The 19687-nt window shown below is 61.2% G+C and carries 19 protein-coding genes; 6 read left to right on the top strand and 13 right to left on the bottom strand.

The features are described 5' to 3' along the window. Positions 1-3 precede the first annotated feature (3 nt). The 4 genes from AC1DUP_RS25300 to AC1DUP_RS25285 all read right to left on the bottom strand — a co-directional run bounded on the left by AC1DUP_RS25300 (position 4) and on the right by AC1DUP_RS25285 (position 4293). Positions 4-1101 (bottom strand): sn-glycerol-3-phosphate ABC transporter ATP-binding protein UgpC, encoded by a 1098-nt coding sequence (locus tag AC1DUP_RS25300; RefSeq protein WP_115034927.1) that lies wholly within the window; start codon positions 1099-1101, stop codon positions 4-6. A gap of 1 nt (position 1102) precedes the next feature. Then, positions 1103-2020, bottom strand: coding sequence for an ABC transporter permease subunit (locus AC1DUP_RS25295; RefSeq protein WP_113507668.1), 918 nt, complete (start codon positions 2018-2020; stop codon positions 1103-1105). Between the two features lie 9 nt (positions 2021-2029). Then, positions 2030-2920 (bottom strand): carbohydrate ABC transporter permease, encoded by an 891-nt coding sequence (locus tag AC1DUP_RS25290; protein ID WP_113301445.1) that lies wholly within the window; start codon positions 2918-2920, stop codon positions 2030-2032. A gap of 62 nt (positions 2921-2982) precedes the next feature. After that, entirely contained in the window at positions 2983-4293 is a 1311-nt protein-coding gene (locus AC1DUP_RS25285) for an extracellular solute-binding protein (RefSeq protein ID WP_477835293.1), read from the bottom strand. Positions 4294-4483: 190 nt separating this feature from the next. Here AC1DUP_RS25285 and AC1DUP_RS25280 point away from each other — a divergent pair, with 190 nt between their 5' ends. After that, positions 4484-5638, top strand: coding sequence for an ROK family transcriptional regulator (locus AC1DUP_RS25280; protein ID WP_477835291.1), 1155 nt, complete (start codon positions 4484-4486; stop codon positions 5636-5638). Between the two features lie 12 nt (positions 5639-5650). Here AC1DUP_RS25280 and AC1DUP_RS25275 read toward each other — a convergent pair whose 3' ends face one another. From AC1DUP_RS25275 to AC1DUP_RS25265, 3 genes are all read right to left on the bottom strand, one after another. Further along, positions 5651-6049, bottom strand: coding sequence for a GFA family protein (locus tag AC1DUP_RS25275; RefSeq protein WP_477835289.1), 399 nt, complete (start codon positions 6047-6049; stop codon positions 5651-5653). Between the two features lie 100 nt (positions 6050-6149). Beyond that, positions 6150-7133 (bottom strand): aldo/keto reductase, encoded by a 984-nt coding sequence (locus AC1DUP_RS25270; RefSeq protein ID WP_477835287.1) that lies wholly within the window; start codon positions 7131-7133, stop codon positions 6150-6152. A gap of 126 nt (positions 7134-7259) precedes the next feature. Beyond that, a complete protein-coding gene (locus tag AC1DUP_RS25265; RefSeq protein ID WP_477835285.1) occupies positions 7260-7640 on the bottom strand; it encodes a DUF2255 family protein in 381 nt (126 codons plus the stop codon). Between the two features lie 115 nt (positions 7641-7755). Between AC1DUP_RS25265 and AC1DUP_RS25260 the strand changes: the two genes are divergently transcribed. Next, a complete protein-coding gene (locus tag AC1DUP_RS25260; protein WP_477835283.1) occupies positions 7756-8661 on the top strand; it encodes a LysR family transcriptional regulator in 906 nt (301 codons plus the stop codon). Between the two features lie 198 nt (positions 8662-8859). Continuing rightward, the gene (gene metG / locus AC1DUP_RS25255; RefSeq protein WP_477835281.1) at positions 8860-10407 is read left to right on the top strand and encodes a methionine--tRNA ligase; all 1548 of its coding nucleotides are present in this window, start codon (positions 8860-8862) and stop codon (positions 10405-10407) included. A 154-nt stretch (positions 10408-10561) separates the two neighbouring features. Here metG and AC1DUP_RS25250 read toward each other — a convergent pair whose 3' ends face one another. Both AC1DUP_RS25250 and AC1DUP_RS25245 read right to left on the bottom strand, forming a co-directional pair. Beyond that, complete coding sequence (locus AC1DUP_RS25250; RefSeq protein ID WP_477835279.1) at positions 10562-11173, bottom strand: pyridoxamine 5'-phosphate oxidase family protein; 612 nt, start codon at positions 11171-11173, stop codon at positions 10562-10564. A 48-nt stretch (positions 11174-11221) separates the two neighbouring features. Continuing rightward, positions 11222-12172 (bottom strand): alpha/beta hydrolase, encoded by a 951-nt coding sequence (locus tag AC1DUP_RS25245; RefSeq protein ID WP_477835277.1) that lies wholly within the window; start codon positions 12170-12172, stop codon positions 11222-11224. Between the two features lie 45 nt (positions 12173-12217). Here AC1DUP_RS25245 and AC1DUP_RS25240 point away from each other — a divergent pair, with 45 nt between their 5' ends. Continuing rightward, the gene (locus tag AC1DUP_RS25240) at positions 12218-12685 is read left to right on the top strand and encodes a MarR family transcriptional regulator (RefSeq protein WP_113308385.1); all 468 of its coding nucleotides are present in this window, start codon (positions 12218-12220) and stop codon (positions 12683-12685) included. On the opposite strand, the gene AC1DUP_RS25235 is transcribed toward AC1DUP_RS25240, so the two are convergent. Then, the gene (locus AC1DUP_RS25235; RefSeq protein ID WP_477835274.1) at positions 12682-13869 is read right to left on the bottom strand and encodes a low temperature requirement protein A; all 1188 of its coding nucleotides are present in this window, start codon (positions 13867-13869) and stop codon (positions 12682-12684) included. The two genes, AC1DUP_RS25240 and AC1DUP_RS25235, sit on opposite strands and share 4 nt — an antisense overlap. Before the next feature lie 34 nt (positions 13870-13903). Then, positions 13904-14278 carry a gamma-butyrobetaine hydroxylase family protein gene (locus AC1DUP_RS25230; RefSeq protein ID WP_477835272.1) on the bottom strand — a complete coding sequence of 125 codons (375 nt, stop codon included), beginning with the start codon at positions 14276-14278 and terminating at the stop codon, positions 13904-13906. 136 nt (positions 14279-14414) lie between these two features. Here AC1DUP_RS25230 and moaA point away from each other — a divergent pair, with 136 nt between their 5' ends. After that, positions 14415-15461, top strand: a complete 1047-nt coding sequence (moaA, locus tag AC1DUP_RS25225; RefSeq protein ID WP_477835270.1) for a GTP 3',8-cyclase MoaA — start codon at positions 14415-14417, stop codon at positions 15459-15461. A gap of 125 nt (positions 15462-15586) precedes the next feature. After that, on the top strand, positions 15587-16369 hold the full coding sequence (locus tag AC1DUP_RS25220; RefSeq protein ID WP_477835268.1) for an SDR family NAD(P)-dependent oxidoreductase: 783 nt from the start codon (positions 15587-15589) through the stop codon (positions 16367-16369). Between the two features lie 166 nt (positions 16370-16535). Here AC1DUP_RS25220 and AC1DUP_RS25215 read toward each other — a convergent pair whose 3' ends face one another. Further along, entirely contained in the window at positions 16536-16742 is a 207-nt protein-coding gene (locus AC1DUP_RS25215) for a CsbD family protein (RefSeq protein WP_477835266.1), read from the bottom strand. A gap of 117 nt (positions 16743-16859) precedes the next feature. After that, on the bottom strand, positions 16860-19415 hold the full coding sequence (locus AC1DUP_RS25210) for a methyl-accepting chemotaxis protein (RefSeq protein ID WP_477835403.1): 2556 nt from the start codon (positions 19413-19415) through the stop codon (positions 16860-16862). Between the last annotated feature and the right edge of the window lie 272 nt (positions 19416-19687).

Below are 19687 nucleotides of genomic sequence, written 5' to 3'. Positions count from 1 at the left end.
CTTTCAATGCGTGGCGAATGCATCCGGAATGGCACGGCCTGTCTCGCCATCAAACAGGTGCAGCCGGGATCGCGGGAAGGAGAAGGAAAGCTCGGTTGCGGAATCGATATCCGCGCCGAAAGGTGTGGCGATACGAACGGGCGCGCCGGCGAGATCGGCTGATAGCACTGTATGCGAGCCAAGATCCTCGAAATGCTTGAGCCGGCCTTTGATCGGCCCACCCGTTTCGACGGCGATATCCTCGGGGCGGATGCCGAGCTGAAATTCGCCGGCCTTGTGGTGTTCGGCAACCACCTGCCCGTCAGCCAGACGCAACACGGAGCCGTCGCCGGTGACAGGCAGAATGTTCATGGGCGGCGCGCCGATGAACTTTGCGACGAAGACCGAGGCCGGGCGATGATAGATCGCCTTCGGTGTATCGAACTGCTCGACGCTGCCCCTGTTGAGGATCAGGATCCGGTCGGCAAGCGTCATCGCCTCCACCTGGTCATGGGTCACGAAGACGGTCGTGGCCCCAATGCGCCGGTGCAGATCGGCGAGTTCGACGCGCATGTCGTGGCGCAGCTGCGCATCGAGATTGGAGAGCGGCTCGTCGAAGAGCAGCACGCCGGGTTCACGCACGATCGCCCGGCCGATCGCCACGCGCTGGCGCTGGCCGCCCGAAAGCTGCCCCGGCTTGCGGTCGAGATAGGCTGATAGACCGAGCATTTCTGCGACAGCGCCGACCCGCTGCTGGCGTTCGGCCTTCGGAAGGCCGGCGACGCGCAAACTATAGGCCATGTTCTGGAACACGGTCATATGCGGATAGAGCGCATAATTCTGAAAGACCATGGCGCAGCCGCGCTGCTTCGGCTCCAGACCCTGCACCTCGCGATTGCCGAACAGGATCTTGCCGCCGCTGACGGCCTCCAGCCCGGCAATCATTTGCAGCAGCGTGGATTTCCCGCAGCCGGACGGGCCGAGCACGACGGTGAATTCGCCGGCACGCAGCTCGACATCGAGCGGCGGGATGACGGTCGATTTCGCGTCATACGCCTTGGTGACGCCTGTGAGCGTGATGTTGGTGGCCGCGGTGCGGATGGCGGTATCGATGGCGTTCACGTCATTTCTCCGAAAGAACGAGGCCTTGCACGAGGTAGCGCTGCAGGAGCGCAATCATCGCAAGGGGAATGATCGAGACGACCACGACACCGGCCATGATCATCGGAAAGTCTGGAATTTCGCCCTCCATGTCGGGTGCGAGCCGCGCCAGACCGACGACGGCGGTTGTCATCTCTGGCTTGGAGGCCGCAACCAGCGGCCAGAGATATTGCGTCCAGCCGCTGAGGAAGGTCAGCACGAAGAGCGCGGCAAAGCTGCTGAGCGAGATCGGCAGCAGGATATGGAAGAGGAAGCGGATCGGCCCTGCCCCGTCCATGCGAGCGGCCTTGAAGAGATCAGCCGGCAGCGTGCGGAAGAACTGCCGGAACAGGAAGGTGCCGGTTCCATGCGCGACCAGTGGCGCCACAAGGCCGAAATGCGTGTCGAGAACGCTGAGTTCCAGATGAACAGGCGCGCCGAACAGGCCTTCGATCAGCGCATTGGCGCCGGTCAGATCCAGCAGTGCATTCAGCGGCGAAAAGACATTGGCCGCCACCTGATAGGTGGTGATGACGCGGATCTCGATCGGCAGCATGATCGTCGCGAGGATCGCCGCAAAGGCGATGCCGGCCCAACGGATGCGGAAACAGACGAGCGCATAGGCCGTGAGGAAGGACAGCGCGCAGGTGAAGAAGGCATCATAAAGCGCCACCAGCATGCTGTTCAGCATTTGGATCGGGATGCGCGTCTCGGTGAAGACGCGCGTCACATTGGCGATGAAATGATCGCCGGGATACCAGGCAAGTCCGTTGCGCAACAGAAACTCGTAAGGTTGCGAGGCATTGGCGAGCGTCAAGTAGAGCGGCCCGAGAATGAAGACGATACCGACGAGCAGAATGGCGCTGGCGGCGAAATTCAGCGAGCGAGCATTTTCGATCATGGCTGGCCCTTACCGTTCGTAATTGATGCTGCGGCCGAGAAGCAGGAACTGCGCGGCGGTGAGGAGGACGACGAAGACCATCAGGATGGCCGTCTGGGTGGAGGCGCCCGACAGGTCATAACCGCTGAAACCATCGGTAAAGATCTTGTAGACCAGCAGATTGGTGGCCCCGCCCGGTCCGCCCTTGGTGATCGTGTCGATCAGCGCGAAGGCGGAAGTGACGCTTTCGGTAAATTCCAGCACCAGCGTCAGGAAGAGCTGCGGCATGATCAGCGGCAGCTGGACATCGAAGATGCGCCGCCAGGGGCCTGCGCCATCCATGGCGGCCGCCTGATACATCGTGCGCGGAATGGACTGCAGCCCGGCGAGAAGGATGACGAAATTGAAGGGAATGCCGCTCCAGACATGCGCGACGATGAGTGTGATGAAAGCGTCAGTGCCATCGAGCCCCGGTGCCCATGCGCCCGGGAAGAAATGGTTGATCGGCGCCAGAATGCCGACGAAGGGGTTGAAGACGAAGGCGAAGACGACGCCGATCGAGGCACCCGCCACCCCCTTCGGCCAGACCAGCACGTTGCGGGCCGTCATCGACAGGCGAATCTTCCGGTCCGCTGCCACCGCCAGGATCAGCGGCAGAGCGACCGCGAGCGACGAGGCGACTACCATGAAGACGACGGTGCGCCAGCCGGCATTCCAGAATTCCGGATCGGCAAGCACGCGGCGGAAATTATCCCAACCGACGAATTCCGACCCGCCGCCGAACGGCCTTTCCAGAAAGAAGGACCAGTAGAAGGCCTGGACGATCGGCGCATAGAAGAAGACGAGGATCAGCAGCAGCAAGGGTGCGGCCAATAAAAGCGGCAGCCAGCGATGGCTGAAAAGCGAAGATTCCGACGACATCATGCATGTCCATTTCGAGAAAAGCCGGCGCGACGACGGGGAAGCGCCGCACCGGAGATGGATCAGGGCAGCTTTGCCGTCTTGTAGGTCTGCTCGAAGCGGCGCAGCAGTTCGTCGCCACGCTTCTTGGCGTTATCGAGCGACACCTGCATGGTCTGCGTGCCTGCAAATGCCTTCTGGGTTTCTTCCAGCAGCACCGAGCGGAACTGCACGTAAAAACCGAGGCGGATGCCGCGCGTATCGGGCGTGCCGGGCTCGTTCATCGATTCGATGCCGACGGCTGCTGTCGCATATTTGCGCGAACCGGCGTCACCGCTCTTGGCGATCGCATCGAGCACGTCATTGGTGACGGGCACGTAGCCAGTGGAGGCGGTCATGAACATCTGCTGTTCGGGCTTGCGCAGGAAATCGAGGAAGGCCTTGGCGCCGTCGATCTCGGCCTGCTCGTGGCCCTTCATGATGTAGATGGAGGCGCCGCCGACGAAGGTGTTGTGGCGCTCATAGCCCTTGTACATCGGCGTCAGGCTGACGGAGAGTTCGTACTTTCCGTCGAAGGCCTTGGACGAGTCCGTGTAGGAGCCGGAGGAATTCTCCATCATCGCGCATTCGCCGGAATTGAAGGCGGCCGTGTAATTGCCGGCCTTGGTGTCGCTGGCGATCTTCACGAGACCTTCCTTGCGCCAGTCGACGAGGTTCTGCAGGTGCTTGGCGACGAAGGTGGTGTTGAAGACATATTCGGCGTTCAAGCCGTCATAACCATTATGCTGCGAAGCGATCGGCAGGCCGTGACGGGCTGAAAACTGTTCGAACATCGACCAGGGCTCGCCATTGGTGACGTAGGGGCACTCATGGCCTGATGCCTTCAGCTTGCGGGCAGCTTCGATGATGTCTTCCCAGGTCTTCGGCATCTCGGTGACGCCGGCTTTTTCGAGCTCCGTCTTGTTGACGTAGAAGAGCAGCGTCGAGGCATTATAGGGCTGCGAATAGAGCTTGCCGCCGGAGGTTTCGTAATAGGAGCGAGCGCCCTTGATGTAGCTATTCCAGTTGACATCGGGCAGCACGTCCTGAACCGGCACGACGGCATCCGACAAAAGCAGGTCGAGCGTGCCGGCATCGAAGAACTGGATCAGCACCGGATGCTTGTTCGAGCGATAGGCGGCAATCGCCTTCTGCATGGACACTTCATAGCTTCCCTGCCCGACGCAGGTGACGTGATTGGCAGATTGCGACGCATTGAAGGCTTCGCATTGCGCCAGGATCGCCTTTTCGACGCTTCCCGTATTGCCGTACCAGAATTCGAAATTGGCAGCCTGCGCAGAAGTACACGCAGCCGTCATCAGGGCGGCCGCAGCCACCAGAATGGAAATCTTCATTTTGCCCTCACCTGAATTTGAGACCCGCCGGACCAGCGTCCGTATCGTGAACGGCCGGGTTAGTACACTTTGTGTGTAACAAATCGATGACGTAGTTCGACTTGATTGAGAGCCTAAAGCCCGTTATGCAGGCACCTGCGGTTGCCATATATGTTGCAGTTACACTTTTGTAGTATATTCGAGGTGCGTCATGGCTTATTTTCCCGAACCGTTGATTGCGTCCCGGTTCCGGCGTCCGGGAGAAGAAATCGTCGTCTCCGCGAATGAACGCAGCCTGCTGAAGCTTATCTGGCGCAACCCCGGCCTGTCGCGATCCGAGATCACCGGCCATACGGATCTGACACAGCAATCGGTCCATCGCATCATCGACCAACTCGTCGAGCGCGGTATCGTTTCGCTGGGGTCTCCCAAGCCCGGCCTCGGCCGCGGCCAGCCGAGCCCCATGCTCAGGCTCAACGGACTCCATGCCTATTCGGCCGGTATTTCCGTCAATTCCGACGTGGTCGACATTTGCCTGGTGGACCTGTCAGGCAATGTCCTCGGCGAAAGCGACATCTCGCTGAGGGAGCTGGGCATGAACCAGGCGCTGGATCGCGTGCAAGAACGCATTGCCGAAATGCAGCAGCTGAACGGCCTCGATGACGAGACCTTCTTCGGCATTGGCTTCGGCATTGCGGGCGCTCTGATATCAGGGACAAAATACAATGCCTCGATGCCGCTGCATGAATGGTCGCTGATCGAGCTAGGACCGCTTCTGAGCGATCTCTTCAAAAAGCCCGTCTGGCTGCTGAACGGCGGCAGCGCCGGCGCTGTCGCCGAGGCGATGTTCGGCGCCGGCCGCTTCATCAAGCACTTCGCCTATCTGAGCTTCAATTACGGCTTCGGCGGCGGCCTGATCAACGACGGCGAACTTTTGGCCGGCGGCAACGGCAATGCCGGCGAATTCTCGGGCATGTACGACGACGAGGAGATGGTCCGACGCCCTGCCCTGCAGCTGCTCCTTGAGAAGCTCAAGCGCCACAATGTCGATGTGCCGTCGATCCCTTACCTGCGCAGGAATTTCGATCCGAAATGGCCGGGCGTGGCGGAATGGGTCGAGGAGATCACACCCGCCTATAACCGTCTCATCAACGCCATCTGGGCGATCTACGACCCGCAGGCCATCGTCTTCGGCGGCCAGGTGCCGCCGGGACTGGCACAGATGCTGAGCGAACGCACCGAACTTTTCGGCCGCCCGCGCTACGGCGTGCCTCGCCCGCACCCCAAGCTCATTGTGTCGGATATTTCAGGCGACGCCGCCGCCATGGGCTCGGCAATCGTTCCGTTCAAATCGACTTTTTATTGAGAACCCGCGTGCCTACCGATCTGACGGCGCGTGCTCGTCTTCATCGTAGAGCCGGACATCCGGAACCCGTGGCAGCCAGGGTTCGCGGCGGATGGTCCAGACCTCGACCATGGGGTGGATGTCGTTCGGTGCCTGATCCAGGGTGCCGATAAAGACTTCCACGCCATCGTCGAATATGAAGAACAGCCGCGATCCGCAGATTGGGCAGAACGACCGTTTGTCGTAGGTGCTGATCTCGCCGTCCATCTTGAACTTCGAGCGCCGCCAGTTCGCCGTTGCCGAAAAGATGGAACCGGTCAGCTTCCGGCATTTGGTGCAGTGGCAGAGCCCAGATTGATACGGCTCGCCTTCGACTTCGTACCTGACTGCGGCGCACGCGCAGCCGCCGGTTCTCACGCTTTCCATCGCCATCGCATCCTCCATGCGCTTCAAGACAGCGCAGGATAGCTTACAATGGCTGGAAAGCAGCCATGCCGGCCTTCAGCTAAAACCGAAGCGACATGGCCGCCGGTCAAAGCCCGACGCGACGCATGTGCTCGTCGGGATAGCGGGCACCCTGGATTTTGATATTGGACGTTTCGATTTCCTTGAGATCATCAAGCGTCAACTGAACGCTCAGCGATCCGATATTCTCCTCGAAGCGCTCCAGCTTGCGGGTGCCAAACAGGGGAACGATCCAGGGCTTCTGTGCGAGCAGCCAGGCAAGCGCCACTTGCGCCGGCGTTGCATGGTATTTTTCGCCGATGCGCCGGATGAGGTCGACCAGCCCCAGATTGGCCTCGCGCGCTTCCGGTGCGAAGCGCGGAATGTTGTTGCGCATATCCGATTTATCGAGCTCCGTCCCCGTGTCTATCTTCCCGGTCAGAAAACCCTTGCCCAGCGGGCTGAACGGCACCAGGCCGATACCGAGTTCCTCGAGCGTCGGGATCACCTCAGCTTCGGGCTCACGGGTCCAGAGCGAATATTCGCTCTGCAGTGCTGCGACCGGTTGCACGGCATGGGCGCGGCGAATGGAGCCGGCACCAGCCTCCGAAAGGCCGAACCAGCGCACCTTTCCCTCGCCGATCAGATCTTTCACGACGCCCGCGACATCTTCCATCGGTACATCGGGATCGACCCGATGCTGATAGAGCAGATCGATATGATCCGTGCGAAGACGCTTGAGGCTGCCTTCGACCGCACGGCGGATATGATCGGGTTTGCTGTTGACGCTGCCATGATGGATGCCGGTAACAGGATCGACATCCCAGCCGAACTTCGTCGCGATCTTGACCTCATCACGCAGCGGTTCCAGGGCTTCGCCGACCATTTCTTCATTGGTGAAGGGGCCGTAGACTTCGGCCGTGTCGAAGAAGTCCATCCCGCGCTCGACTGCGCTGCGCATGAGCGAGATCATTTCGGTCCTGTCAGGCAGTTCACGGGCTTTTCCATATCCCATGGCGCCGAGCGACAATGCCGAGACTTCAAGGCCCTGTCCGAGTTTGCGCTTTTCCATTTGGTTCTCCTGTTCTCGATGCACGGATTGTGCAGTGTGACCGATTGCGGATGAGGCGCATGTTACCGTCAGACCTGATGTGTGGTGCGAGGTATGAGAGTTCGGCAATGCTTCGTCCATTCGGGTCTATAAGGTGCGGACCGCTTCGACGCGGATCGTGGCGGCCCTTGCCCGCGCCCCGATCATCGGATCGAGGTAGCGACTTCCGGCATATTTCACCCTGTAGGCATCATCGATCCTGTCGTTGATTGCCGGATCAGCAACCGGCTCAAACGTGACGTCCGCCGTCATGCCTGCTGCGCTGATACACCCGGCTTTCTGCTTCAGCGCCGCCTGATACCAGCGCGAAGCCTGGCCATTGTAACCGCGCACGAACAGGGCGCCGTCGACCACGACCGACCAGATCCACGTCGGCGTGCCATAGGTGACACCGCCATCACGGAAAGGCGAAATATGCAGATCATCGGAGACGGAGATGCGCGTCAGTTCGTCTTTTGACCATGCCATGATCGAGGCTCCATCCATTACTGGCAGGCTGGTGTCACTGCCCGACACCATAGACCCTGCCTTTTGTTTCGATTAGGCGGTAATATGAGATTGGACTTATATCGGAGGTCAATAAATGCGGCGCGAGGATCTGGGCGATCTCATGGCGTTTCTGGCGGTTGCCGAGGAGCGGAGTTTTACCAAGGCGGCTGCGCGTCTGGGAACATCGCAGTCGTCGCTGAGCCTCATCATTCGCCGGCTGGAGGAACGGTTGGGCGTTCGCCTGTTGACCCGTACGACGCGCAGCCTCGCGCCGACGACGGCAGGCGAACAACTGCTGGCAACCCTCAGCCCGGCATTCGGCAGCATCGACGCACAACTGTCGGCGCTGAGCGAATACCGGGAAAAGCCTGCGGGAAGTTTCAGGATAACCGCGGGCGAACATGCGATCGACACGCTTCTGTGGCCGAAGCTGTCGAAATTCCTGGCCGATTATCCCGATATCAAGGTCGAGCTGATCGCAGATCTGGCTTTGACGGACATTGTTGCTGAGCGCTTCGACGCCGGCGTCCGGCTTGGCGACCAAGTGGAAAAAGACATGATCGCCGTTCGCATCGGGCCGCTGGCGCGAATGATCGTCGTGGGCGCTCCTTCATATCTGGCGGAAAGACCGGCGCCCGCCTCGCCGCAGGAGCTGACGGCGTATCGATGCATCAACATACGCCTGCCAACCTATGGCGGATTCTACCCCTGGGAGTTCGAACGCGGCGGACATGAGATGCGCGTCAGGGTCGACGGGCAGGTCGCGTTCAATGGCGTGCCGCAGATGATCAGGGCGGCACTCGATGGTTATGGCTTGGCCTTTGTCCACGAAGACGTCGTCAGGCAATATCTGGACAGCGGGCGTCTCGTGCAGGTGCTGGATGAATGGTCGCCACCCTTTCCCGGCTATCACCTCTACTACCCGTCAAGACGGCATCCCTCGCCCGCCTTCACGATGCTGGTTGAGGCATTGAAATTTCATCCTACGGAAAATGCCTGAGGCCGCGCTTGTCTGATTTCGCGCCCGATGATACCACATCCTACATGGACAGAACCGTCATCAACACGTCAGTGATGATGCTGCGCTCATAGCGTGGCGGGTTTCGTGCGTCCAGAATGCACAACGACCGCCCTCGAGGCGGTCTTTTCATTTGACGATCCGTCTCGCGGGGCAACCAGCCCTCGAAAGGATCAACCGATGAACAAGACCTATATCACCACTTCGATCCCCTATGTGAACGCCGCCCCGCATGTGGGCTTTGCGCTCGAACTCGTGCAGGCCGATGCCTATGCCCGCCACTTCCGCCTGCTCGGCAAAAATGTCCGCTTTCAGGGCGGCACCGATGACAACAGCCTGAAGAACGTCCGCTCGGCGGAAGCTGCCGGCCTGCCCGTGGCGGATTTCGTCAATGTGAATGCCGACCGCTTCGAGCGGCTCGGGACGCGGCTCGATATCTCCAATGATGAGTTCGTGCGCACCTCGCGTGACCCGCGGCATGTCGCCTGCGTGCACGCCTTGTGGAATGCCTGTGCTGAGAATGGCGACCTCTATCGCAAGGCCTATGAAGGCCTCTATTGCGTCGGCTGCGAGCAATTCTACGAGGCCGCAGAACTCGTTGACGGCCGATGCCCAGAACATGGCGTCCCCCTCGAACTTGTCAGGGAGGAGAACTGGTTCTTCCGCCTGTCCCGCTATGGTGACCGGATCCTGCAGCTCATCGAGAGCGGCGAACTCACGATCGTTCCGGCGCACCGGTGCAACGAGGTGCTGGCCCTTCTGCGACGCGGCCTTCAGGATATCAGCATCTCACGCAGCGCCGAGCGGGCGCGGGGCTGGGGTATTCCCGTCCCTGATGGAGATGAGGTGGTCTATGTCTGGTTCGACGCGCTCGCGAACTATCTGACGGGGCTCGGCTACGGCTCCGATCAGACACTCTTCAAGCGCTACTGGGCAGGTGACGGCCAGCGCATCCACATCGTCGGCAAGGGCATCTCGAAATTCCACGCTATCTACTGGCCGGCCATCCTGCTCTCGGCCGGCCTGCCGCCGCCGTCGTCGATATCGGTGCATGGCTATGTAACGGTCGATGGCAGGAAGATCGGCAAATCGGCAGGCAACGGTATCGATCCGGATAGCATTATCGATGCCTACGGCACGCCGGATGCACTGCGCTATTATCTGCTCCGGCATATACGCTCGGGCGACGATGGCGACTTCTCTGCCGACCGTCTGGAAGCCGCCTGGACAGGAGAGCTAGGCGGCCAGCTCGGCAATCTCGCCAACCGGGTGCTGGCGCTTGTCTCGTCTGCTTTCGGCGGGGTCGTTCCGCCGCTGCAGGAGAGTGATTTCACGCAGGCGGCGGCGCGGCTTCCAGAGAAGGTGGCCGCGGCTTTCGATGCTTATGAGCTGCATGTCGGTCTTGCCGATATCTTCGCCTTTGTCAGTGAGGCGAACCGACGCTTTGCCAAACGCGCACCATGGGCGGATGCGAAGGCGCTGCTTGGCGACCTCACGCCCGCTGAACGGCAGGTGACAGTCAATCGTCTCGGTGCATGCCTTGCCGAGCAGGTCTATGGGCTGGCGATCGTCGCACGCTGCCTCCTGCCCTTCCTGCCGCGTTCGGCTGGGGCGCTGCACGGAAGGCTGGGGATTCAGGTGCCTCGACTCTATGGGGAGGAGCTTGTCGTCGATGGTGTCAGAACAGCATCGGACGCCGTGCTCTTTCCGAGAAGAGTAGCGGCCTGACATAGTCTCCTGCATCTCTTCGACACGTCGGGCCTGTCCGAGAACATGGAGATGAGTGGCTGTCCGGCATGTCTTGTCAAAACCCCTCCCCCTTGTGGGGAGGGGTTTGTGGCGGGTCTTTTAGTCTATGTCACCCCGGTGATGCACCCTCACCTCACCACATCGTCTTTGCAGCCCGCACCGGCCATTCGCGATCATAGGTCTCGTGGTCGAAATCACCCACCGCATCCTTCAGCATCTGGCCGGGCGTCGGCAGGTTCGCCGGGTCGACGAAATGCTCGGCGTTCCACAGCTCGGCGCGCATCACCGCACGGGCGCACTGGAAATAGACCTCGACGATGCCGATGACCATGACGGTGCGCGGATGCTTGCCGTCCATCTCGAAACTTGCAAGCAGCGCCTCGTCGTTGGAAACGACGCCGCGGCCGTTGATGCGCATCACCGTGTTGGAGCCCGGAATAAGGAACATCAGCGAAAGGCGCGGATCGCGCACGATGTTGGAGAGCGAATCGACACGGTTGTTGCCGCGCCAGTCGGGAAGATGCAGCGTCGTATCGTCGATGATGCGCACCACGCCGCCGAGATCGCCGCGCGGCGAGCAGTCGAGGCCATCAGGGCCGACGGTCGCAAGCGCCACGAAGGGCGAGATCTCGATCATTCCACGATAGAGCGGCGTCAGCACCTTCGTCACCTTGTCGACGGAGGCCTGCGACAGTCCCGCGCCATAGATTTCGTTGAGCTCTTCGATAGTGCTGATGATCTTCATCTGTGTCCCGCCGTGGTGCCGGCCGCCTGCCCTGCGACCGGCCGGACGCTACACCGATGCGCGGCGCGCCGGAAGCTCAAAAATCGGAATGATCTCAGCAGGTTTCTTGATGTTTTCCTCCGCCAGAAACGCCGCCACCTCGCCAAGAACAGGGGCGGCCGACATGATGCGCCGGTGGCCGAAGCCGTTGGCCCAGGACAGGCGCACATGCCCGCCGGAAGCCGCATAACGCCGCGCATGGGTGGCACTGACTTCCTTGTCGTCCTCGGCGTGGATGACCAGTACCGGCTTGCCGATGCCTGCGGCAGTCTTTCCCGCGTCGAACTCCTCCAGTCTCCGGCCGGTGACGCGCTGCACGACATCCTCGAGTGCAGCCTGAGCCGCCGGCCTCAGCCGCAGCATCCGGCCGAAATCGGTAAACAGCCAGTGCATTTCGCTCGGCGAACCGATCAGCACCATGCGCTCGGCCGAAACGGCCTTTACATCAGGAAGCATGCCGGAGGCCGAAACCATCAGTGCCGCACCGCCGAAGGAATGGCCGATCACGGCATCGAAGCGGCCGAAGCGGGCTTGCGCCGCCGCAATCGCCTTTACGGCCAGCCCCATATGCAGGAAGCGCCCGCCGGCGCGGCCGTGGCCCGGAAAGTCGAGCGCGATTACCTCCGCGCCGGTATCCGCCAGCATCGTCAGGAGATCTGCCATATAGGCCATGCCGGAGCCCCAGCCATGCGTGACGAGATAACGCTTGCGCCGCCCGAGCGCCCCGCCGTTCAGCCTATAGGCATGAGCGCGCCTGCCATCGACGGGCAGCAGGAAGCGCTCGGCGCCTGCGAGCTCGGCAATACCCGCTGCATGCGTCGCCTTCGCCTTCTCGCCCTTGGGTCTGGCAGACGGCGTGCGGCAGAAGAGCCGGAAGGCGGCCTCGCCCGCCAGACGCGGCGAAACGGATTGCATGAGCGAAAATCCGAGGCGGGTGACCTCAAGCGCAAAGTTTGCCATGATGGGATTCCAATAATGTTCAACACTGAACAATAAAGTACAACGATGAACAAAAATCAATCCCTACCCTGGGATCATCCGCGTTTTCGCAGCTGGATCGCGGTGGCTCGCGCCTGCCAGCTCATGCAACAATCCCTGGCGCGCTCGTTATCGGATCTCGATATCAAGCCGCCGCATCTCGATATTCTCGTCAATCTCTACCGCTTCGAAGGCATTTCGCAGCAGGAGCTGGCCCGCAAACTGCTGGTCGGCCGCTCGAACATGAGCATGCTGCTGCCCCAGATGGAAAAGCGCGGCCTGATCGTGCGCCGCGACGACGAGCGCGACAAACGCGTGCTGCGCCTGCACCTGACATCAGAGGGCCGCAAGCTGACCGAGGAGGCCATGGCCATCCAGACCGGGCTCATCGAGCGCACGCTCTCGGCCGAGCCGATCGAGCAATGCATGGCAACCGCCGATTCGATGGAGCGCATCATCGGTGTGCTGCTGCAGGATTTGAGAGACGAGGGTTAGTGGAGCACCGGCCCCGCCGGCCCGCGCGTCAGCGATTTGTATTCCCAAGCTGCAACGATGATCAGCACCAGTGCCGCCAGAATGCCCATCACATAGACCTGCATGAAGGGCGCGAAGAATGTGCAGAGGATGAGGATCACGATGCCGGCGAGATGGGAGAGCGGCAGGCGGCCGCTGGTGGAGCCCTTGAACCAGAGATTGCCGATCAGGAAGAGTCCGGAGCCGCCGAGAACGGAGGCGGCGACGGCGAGATTGCCCGCCTCATGCGGATGCTCGAACATCCATTCGACCGCCACGGCATGCACGATGATACCGGCAAGGATCGGGATATGGGCATAGGTGAAGGCCAGTCGTGCAAGGCTCCCCGGCGTATCGGCATGCTCGATGCGATGCGCCGCCCGCTCATGGCCGAAGCGGAAATAGAGCCACCACATGGCGACCGTCCCGATAAAGCCGATCAGGAAGACCACGCCCGTCATGGCCGAGAATTCCATTTCGGAGAAAGTGCGGCCGGAAACGAGGATCGCCTCGCCAAGGCAGATGATGATGAAGAGCGCGCAGCGCTCCGCCATATGCGCGCCGGAAACGTCCCACTCTTCCGTTTTGGATTTGCCGAGGCCCGGCACCGCAAAGCCGAGCGCCGGCCCGGAATATTCGATCAGGAGCGCGATTACCCAGCAGACCAGCCGTGCCTCATGCTCCAGCAGACCGCCTGATATCCAGAATATGCCGGCAACGGCAAAATAGGTGGTGATGCGCACGAAATTGATCGTCGCCGAACGGCCGGAAGCCCGCATCGCATAGGTGGTGAAGGCCGAGCGGCCGACCTGCATCAGCACATAGGCGCAGGCAAACAGCAGACCCTTTTCGCCGAAGGCTTCGGGAATGGAGGCCGACAGCACGAGGCCGAGCAGCATCAGCACGATCAGCATTGATCGTACCGGCATGCGCTCCGGATCGAGCCAGTTCGTCGCCCAGGCGGTGAAGATCCACACCCACCAGACGGCAAACATTACCAATGCGGCTTCGGCGGCACCCAGCAGCGTGTAATGCGCAAACAGGGCATGTGACAGCTGCGAGATGGAAAAGACGAAAACGAGATCGAAGAAGAGTTCCAGGAATGTGACCCTGCTGCCGGTATGCCCGTGGGCTCGCAGCCAGCTCTTATTATGTGTTTCCGTCATGTGCCCCCCTCGTCTGCCCCTCAGTTTATTGCGATCAGCGCGGCTTTTCCGCCACGTCGCGGCTCATTCCCTTTTCTGCAAGCTCTTCCTCATAGGCCGAGAAGAGTTCGAAGCCGCGCTCGCCGAGTTCGCGCAGATAGGTCCATGTGTAGATGCCGGTGTCATGCATGTCGTCGAAGCCGATGCGCACGGCATAATTGCCTGTCGGGATGATGGAGACGATGGCGACGTTGCGCTTTCCAGGCACCGTCACCTTCTGCCCCGGCCCGTGCCCCTGCACTTCGGCAGACGGCGACTGCACGCGCAGCAGCTCGGCCGAGAGATCGAAGCTCTGCCCGTCATTGAAGCTGACCACCAGCCTCTGGCGGTCCTTCGAGACCCTGATTTCGCTAGGCCAGATATCGCTCATCACTATGTCCTCTTCTTCTGCGAGGAGTAGGCGCTGATCTTTTTCAGCGCAAGCTCAAATTGGCCTGCCCCCGAGGCCTGTTTCCCTTGACGCCACAATAGCATATGCCCACATTGAGGAGAGCACGGAGATTGATGTGAACACCAGAGTCGGAACGATAGGCAATGCTGCGCCGCTGGTTGCGGATGCATCACCGATGATCGACCCCTTCGGGCGGGCTGTCACCTATCTTCGCGTCTCCGTCACCGACCGCTGCGATTTCCGCTGCACCTATTGCATGGCGGAAAACATGACCTTCCTGCCGAAGAAGGATCTGCTCACGCTGGAAGAGCTCGACCGGCTCTGTTCCGCCTTCATTGCCAAGGGCGTGCGCAAGATAAGGCTCACCGGCGGCGAACCGCTCGTGCGCAAGAACATCATGCACCTGGTGCGCCAGCTTGGCCGCCGGATCGGCTCGGGCCTCGATGAACTGACTGTTACCACCAACGGTTCGCAGCTCGCCCGTCACGCCGAGGAGCTCTATGACTGCGGCGTGCGCCGAATCAACGTTTCGCTCGACACGCTCGATCCGGAAAAATTCCGCAGGATCACTCGCTGGGGCGATTTCGCCAAGGTCATTGACGGCATCGATGCCGCCCAGAAAGCCGGCCTGAAGATCAAGCTCAATGCCGTGGCGCTGAAGGATTTCAACGAGGTGGAAATGCCCGACATGCTGCGCTTCGCGCATGGCCGCGGCATGGATCTCACCGTCATCGAAACCATGCCGATGGGCGAGATCGAAGAGGATCGTACCGACCAGTACCTGCCGCTCTCCAAGCTGCGGGCCGATCTGGAACGGCAGTTCACCTTCACCGATATCGACTACCAGACCGGCGGCCCTGCCCGCTATGTCAAGGTCGCCGAGACCGGCGGCCGCCTCGGCTTCATCACCCCGCTCACCCATAATTTCTGCGAGAGCTGCAACCGCGTGCGCCTCACCTGCACCGGCACGCTCTACATGTGCCTCGGCCAGAACGATGCCGCCGACCTGCGCGCAGCACTGCGAGGCACCGAAGACAACGGCCTGCTCCACGCCGCGATCGACGAGGCCATCACCCGCAAGCCCAAGGGCCACGATTTCATCATCGACCGCACCCACAAGCGGCCGGCTGTCGCCCGGCATATGAGTGTTACCGGCGGGTAAGTGACGGTGCCGCAGAGCGGTAGCAATCGATCCAGTGATCGATTGCAGTCACGAATGCCCTGAGCAACGCGACGGACCGGCAAGGCGCTGTCCCATGTGATAACTGCGTGAACAGGAGCCGTCGAATGCCCGCTGATCTCCTACCGAAACGCTACCCGGAAATGCAGGGCAAGATCGCCCTCGTCACAGGCGGATCGTCCGGCATCGGCCTCGCCACCGCGCAGGGCTTTGCGCGCGAGGGCGCAACGGTCGTCATCGCCAGCCGCAACGAGAAGCGTGCAAAGCAGGCGCTTGCCAGCCTGCCGGCTGACAGCGCCAGCTGGATCGAATGCGACGTGGCTGACGGCAAGGCCGTAGAACGGCTGATCTCCGGTATCGTCAAGCAACATGGGCGGATTGACTACGCCTTCAACAATGGCGGCAGCGGCGGGCGTGGCGCACCGGTCGGAAACCTCGGTGAAGATGCTTGGCGCAAGACCATCGACGGTTACCTGACATCGGTGTTCCTCTGCATGCGCCATCAGATCCCGGCCATGCAGAAGAACGGTCGCGGCGTCATCGTCAACAATTCATCCGTCGACGGCCTGCGCGGCTATCCCTTTCCGGGCGGCGCGGCCTATGCAGCCGCAAAACACGGCGTTATCGGGCTGACGAAAAGTGCGGCACTCGAATATGCGCGCGAAGGCATCCGCATTACCGCGATCTGTCCCGGCTGGGTCAATACGCCCGCGGTCGAGAGCCATATGAAGAAGAGTCCCGAGATCGCCGAGGCCATCATCGCCCAGACGCCGATCGGCAGGATCGCCACGCCGCACGAGATTGCCGAAGGTGTGCTCTGGCTTTGCTCGGACGCCTCATCGTTCATGCAGGGCAGCCCGCTGGTGCTGGATGGCGGCTATATGAGCTGAAGCTACCGCGAACCCTGGACTCCTTCTGTAACGCAAAGCCCCATATGGGATTTGGCGCGGGTCCTCAGCATCGCGAGGACAACGCTGGGCTAGGCTTAAAAAAAAGCCCCGCAAAAGCGGGGCCAAGTCTTTCTGATGTGGAATTACTACTGACGTTAGATTGTTATCAGTTCCAGGACTGGCCGTTGTACCAAGTGTCCACGTCGCTGCGGATGCGATCCTTTTCATAGCCGTAGCGTTCCTGCAGCTTGCCTTCGAGCTGCTCCCGTCGACCGTTAATCTGATCGAGGTCGTCGTCAGTGAGTTTGCCCCACTGTTCCCTGACCTTGCCCTTCATCTGCTTCCAGTTGCCTTCAACACGGTTCCAATCCATTCCAAAATCTCCTTTGTTGGACATGGTTGGAAAACGACCGGATCGCCAAATTGTTCAAAAGAAAAACCCCGCGGTCCGAAGACCGCGGGCTCTTCGACATCATCCTGATGAGCTGGCTCAAGCAGCCCGGCCGCCCCAGCGGCCGTCGGCGCGCTGATAGCCACGCACCTCGTCCTCGCCGCCGGTGCGGAAGCGGTTGACCTTGTCGGAGAGCATGTCGACGCGCTGGCGCAGGCCCTGGATTTCGGCGTTGTTTTCTTCCACCATCGCCGCATTCTGCTGGGTGATGAGCTCGACGTCATGCACCGCCTTGCTGACCTCGTGGATGCCGGTCGACTGTTCGCCGGTTGCCGCTGAAATCTCGGCAACGAGGCGCTGTACGCCACCGACATGACTGATGATTTCGGCGAGCGCCCGGCCGGTTTCCTCGACCAGCTGCACGCCGCTCTGCACCTGGCCGGAACTGGCTGAGATCAGTTCCTTGATCTCGCGGGCAGCCTTGGCGCAGCGCTGGGCCAGTTCGCGCACTTCCTGCGCTACGACCGCAAAGCCGCGGCCCGCCTCACCTGCACGCGCGGCTTCCACGCCGGCATTCAGCGCCAGGAGGTTGGTCTGGAAGGCGATCTCGTCGATCACGCCGATGATGGTGGCGATCTTGTCGGACGAGCGGTTGATTTCGCCCATGGCATCGACAGCCTTGGCGACGACTTCGCCGGAGCGGGTCGCGAAAACCTGCGTCTCGTTGACGGAATGCGCCGTCTGCTTGGCGCGGTCGGCGGTGGAGCGCACGACGTCGCTGAGGTGACGCAGCGCTCGTGAGCTTTCCTCGAGTGCGGCCGCCTGCTGTTCGGTGCGGCGGGCAAGATCGTCGGCGGAAGATGCAAGGTTGCCCGTGCCACCCTTGATCTCGACAGTCGCGCCGCGCACATCCGACAGCGTCTGGCGCAGCGCCTCGACGGCGTGATTATAGGTATCGGCCATCTCGACGAAATCGTCGGCGAGATCGCTGCGCATGCCCGCTTCCAGATTGCCCTCGGCGAGCTGCTGCAGCACGTCGGAGAGCGCATTCAGCGCCTGCTTCTGCTCGGCCTCGATACGGGCGCGCTCGGCGGCGCGGCGGTTCGTTTCATCGGCCGACAGCGCACGCGCACTTTCGGCCTCCTTTTCGAGGCGGACATTTTCAACCGCCGCATCCCGGAAGACGGCGACCGAGCGCACCATGTCGCCGATCTCGTCGCCGCGGCTACGGCCTTCGATGGCGACTTCGAGATCGCCATTGGCAAGCCGCGTCATCACATCCGAGACGCGCTTCAGCGGGCCGCGCAGCGTCTCGACCAGCATCAACCCACCGACGATGGCAAGCAGCGTGCCGAGGATCATTGCAAAGACGGAGACGTTGGCCGAACGCTCGCTGTCTTCCTTGCCGAGTTCCTGCGCCTGGCTCACGAACTGGCGAAGCGAGGCCATGGCGCCGGAAAGGATTTCGGAGGATTGCTGGCGGGCCGCCTTCCAGTCCGCAGCCGCCTTCAGCATGTCGGCCGAACCTGATGTCAACGAAGCGGCAGCCGAGGCGACCTTGTCCGAGAGGGCCTTCATGACCGCATCGTTGGCGCCGAGTGCTGAAATCTTCGCCGCGGTTTCGGTCAGCGCCTTGAGATCGGCGAGAACGACATCACGCGAGGCGACAACACGTGCGCTCAGCATCTGGCTGACATGCACCTGCAGGCGGTCGGTGATCTCGCGCACCTGATCGACCGAGGTCAGCAACTCGCGCTGTTCGGCAATGTTCTTGTCGAGGCTGACGAAGCGGGCAGATGCCGTATCGCTGTTCTTGGCCGCCTGCAGCGTCATCTGCCCTTCGGTATTGACGAAACCCGTCAGGATCGGCGCCATGCCGGAAGCCTTTTCATCCGGCGTGCCGGTACCGTTCAACAGCGCATCGAGCTTGCCGGCTGTCTCGGAGACCTGCCCGATCAGCGGCTGGCCGTCCTTGGACACCATGCTCTTGGCGACATCGAGTTGCGCAAGGATCTTTGCAATGTGTTGCTGGGCTGCCTCGATTTGCTCCTCCGGCGTGAACCCCATCTGGATATCGACGCGCATCGCGCCCATGATGTCGGTCAGCGATTTGAAGGCGGCGGTATCGTAAAGCAGTGCCTTGGCGAAGACTTCCTTGTCGGTGAAATCCTTGCGAACCAGATCCGTCTGGCCGCCGGCCTCCTCAGCCGCAACAGTGATCGCCTGCACCGTCTTGTTCACAGCCTCAACGCTTGCATTTTCGCGCTGGCGCAGTCCCCACAGCACCTCCTGCTGCTTGCGCATGGCGGCGGCAAGGCCTCCGACTTCGGTGAGCTGGCTGTGCTGGTCGTCGGTCTTCAGCAGGCCGTTGAGGCGCACCACGCCGCTCTCCTGCGCATCGATCGCCTTTCCGAAATCCGCCTTGCTCGCATCCGACGGGTCGGACACGAATTCCTGCAGCGCTGCCTGCAGGTTCTCGAAATCGGAGATGTTCTCGATCGTCGCCCGCGTCACCGTCATGTGGCCGTTCAGGATATTGGCCGTGTGGTAACCGAGGATGCCGACGCCGGCGATCAGAACGACGAGCGGAATGACGAACAGCAGGACCTTGGTGACGATACGACGGCTTTGCAGAAGTCGGTCGATGAAGTGCATGGGAAGCGGCGCCTTGAAACTGATGGAACCGTCCATTCCGCAATCATTCCGGATGGTTCGGCGGCATCCTCCATCATGGAGAGTGGTCGCATCTTTGGCTGAATCGGTTGATACAACCTTAATCCGCAACCGGAAGATTTGGGAATTATCCTTATATTTCTAATATTTGCCGCAGCTGCACAAGGATTTGCTTTTCCTTACGGCAGGTTGTGCCGCACTGCAGCAACGAATTATCCGAGGTGTGGCATTCCTCCGATTCCCTTGTCGTCCGT

The organism is Rhizobium sp. 01L419 (genome assembly GCF_056400025.1).
Note: the sequence above shows the minus strand (reverse complement) of the source record. Positions and strands in the feature narration are given on the sequence as shown.

Bases quoted from the DNA above. Each gene is read 5' to 3' on its own strand.
- AC1DUP_RS25290 (WP_113301445.1), bottom strand. From the start codon at position 2,920: ATGTCGTCGGAATCTTCGCTTTTCAGCCATCGCTGGCTGCCGCTTTTA.
- AC1DUP_RS25215 (WP_477835266.1), bottom strand. From the start codon at position 16,742: ATGGATTGGAACCGTGTTGAAGGCAACTGGAAGCAGATGAAGGGCAAG.
- AC1DUP_RS25265 (WP_477835285.1), bottom strand. From the start codon at position 7,640: ATGGCATGGTCAAAAGACGAACTGACGCGCATCTCCGTCTCCGATGAT.
- AC1DUP_RS25275 (WP_477835289.1), bottom strand. From the start codon at position 6,049: ATGGCGATGGAAAGCGTGAGAACCGGCGGCTGCGCGTGCGCCGCAGTC.
- AC1DUP_RS25280 (WP_477835291.1), top strand. From the start codon at position 4,484: ATGGCTTATTTTCCCGAACCGTTGATTGCGTCCCGGTTCCGGCGTCCG.
- AC1DUP_RS25240 (WP_113308385.1), top strand. From the start codon at position 12,218: ATGAACAAAAATCAATCCCTACCCTGGGATCATCCGCGTTTTCGCAGC.
- AC1DUP_RS25245 (WP_477835277.1), bottom strand. From the start codon at position 12,172: ATGGCAAACTTTGCGCTTGAGGTCACCCGCCTCGGATTTTCGCTCATG.
- AC1DUP_RS25250 (WP_477835279.1), bottom strand. From the start codon at position 11,173: ATGAAGATCATCAGCACTATCGAAGAGCTCAACGAAATCTATGGCGCG.
- metG (WP_477835281.1), top strand. From the start codon at position 8,860: ATGAACAAGACCTATATCACCACTTCGATCCCCTATGTGAACGCCGCC.
- AC1DUP_RS25220 (WP_477835268.1), top strand. From the start codon at position 15,587: ATGCCCGCTGATCTCCTACCGAAACGCTACCCGGAAATGCAGGGCAAG.
- AC1DUP_RS25260 (WP_477835283.1), top strand. From the start codon at position 7,756: ATGCGGCGCGAGGATCTGGGCGATCTCATGGCGTTTCTGGCGGTTGCC.
- AC1DUP_RS25235 (WP_477835274.1), bottom strand. From the start codon at position 13,869: ATGACGGAAACACATAATAAGAGCTGGCTGCGAGCCCACGGGCATACC.
- AC1DUP_RS25230 (WP_477835272.1), bottom strand. From the start codon at position 14,278: ATGAGCGATATCTGGCCTAGCGAAATCAGGGTCTCGAAGGACCGCCAG.
- AC1DUP_RS25285 (WP_477835293.1), bottom strand. From the start codon at position 4,293: ATGAAGATTTCCATTCTGGTGGCTGCGGCCGCCCTGATGACGGCTGCG.
- AC1DUP_RS25210 (WP_477835403.1), bottom strand. From the start codon at position 19,415: ATGCACTTCATCGACCGACTTCTGCAAAGCCGTCGTATCGTCACCAAG.
- AC1DUP_RS25295 (WP_113507668.1), bottom strand. From the start codon at position 2,020: ATGATCGAAAATGCTCGCTCGCTGAATTTCGCCGCCAGCGCCATTCTG.
- AC1DUP_RS25270 (WP_477835287.1), bottom strand. From the start codon at position 7,133: ATGGAAAAGCGCAAACTCGGACAGGGCCTTGAAGTCTCGGCATTGTCG.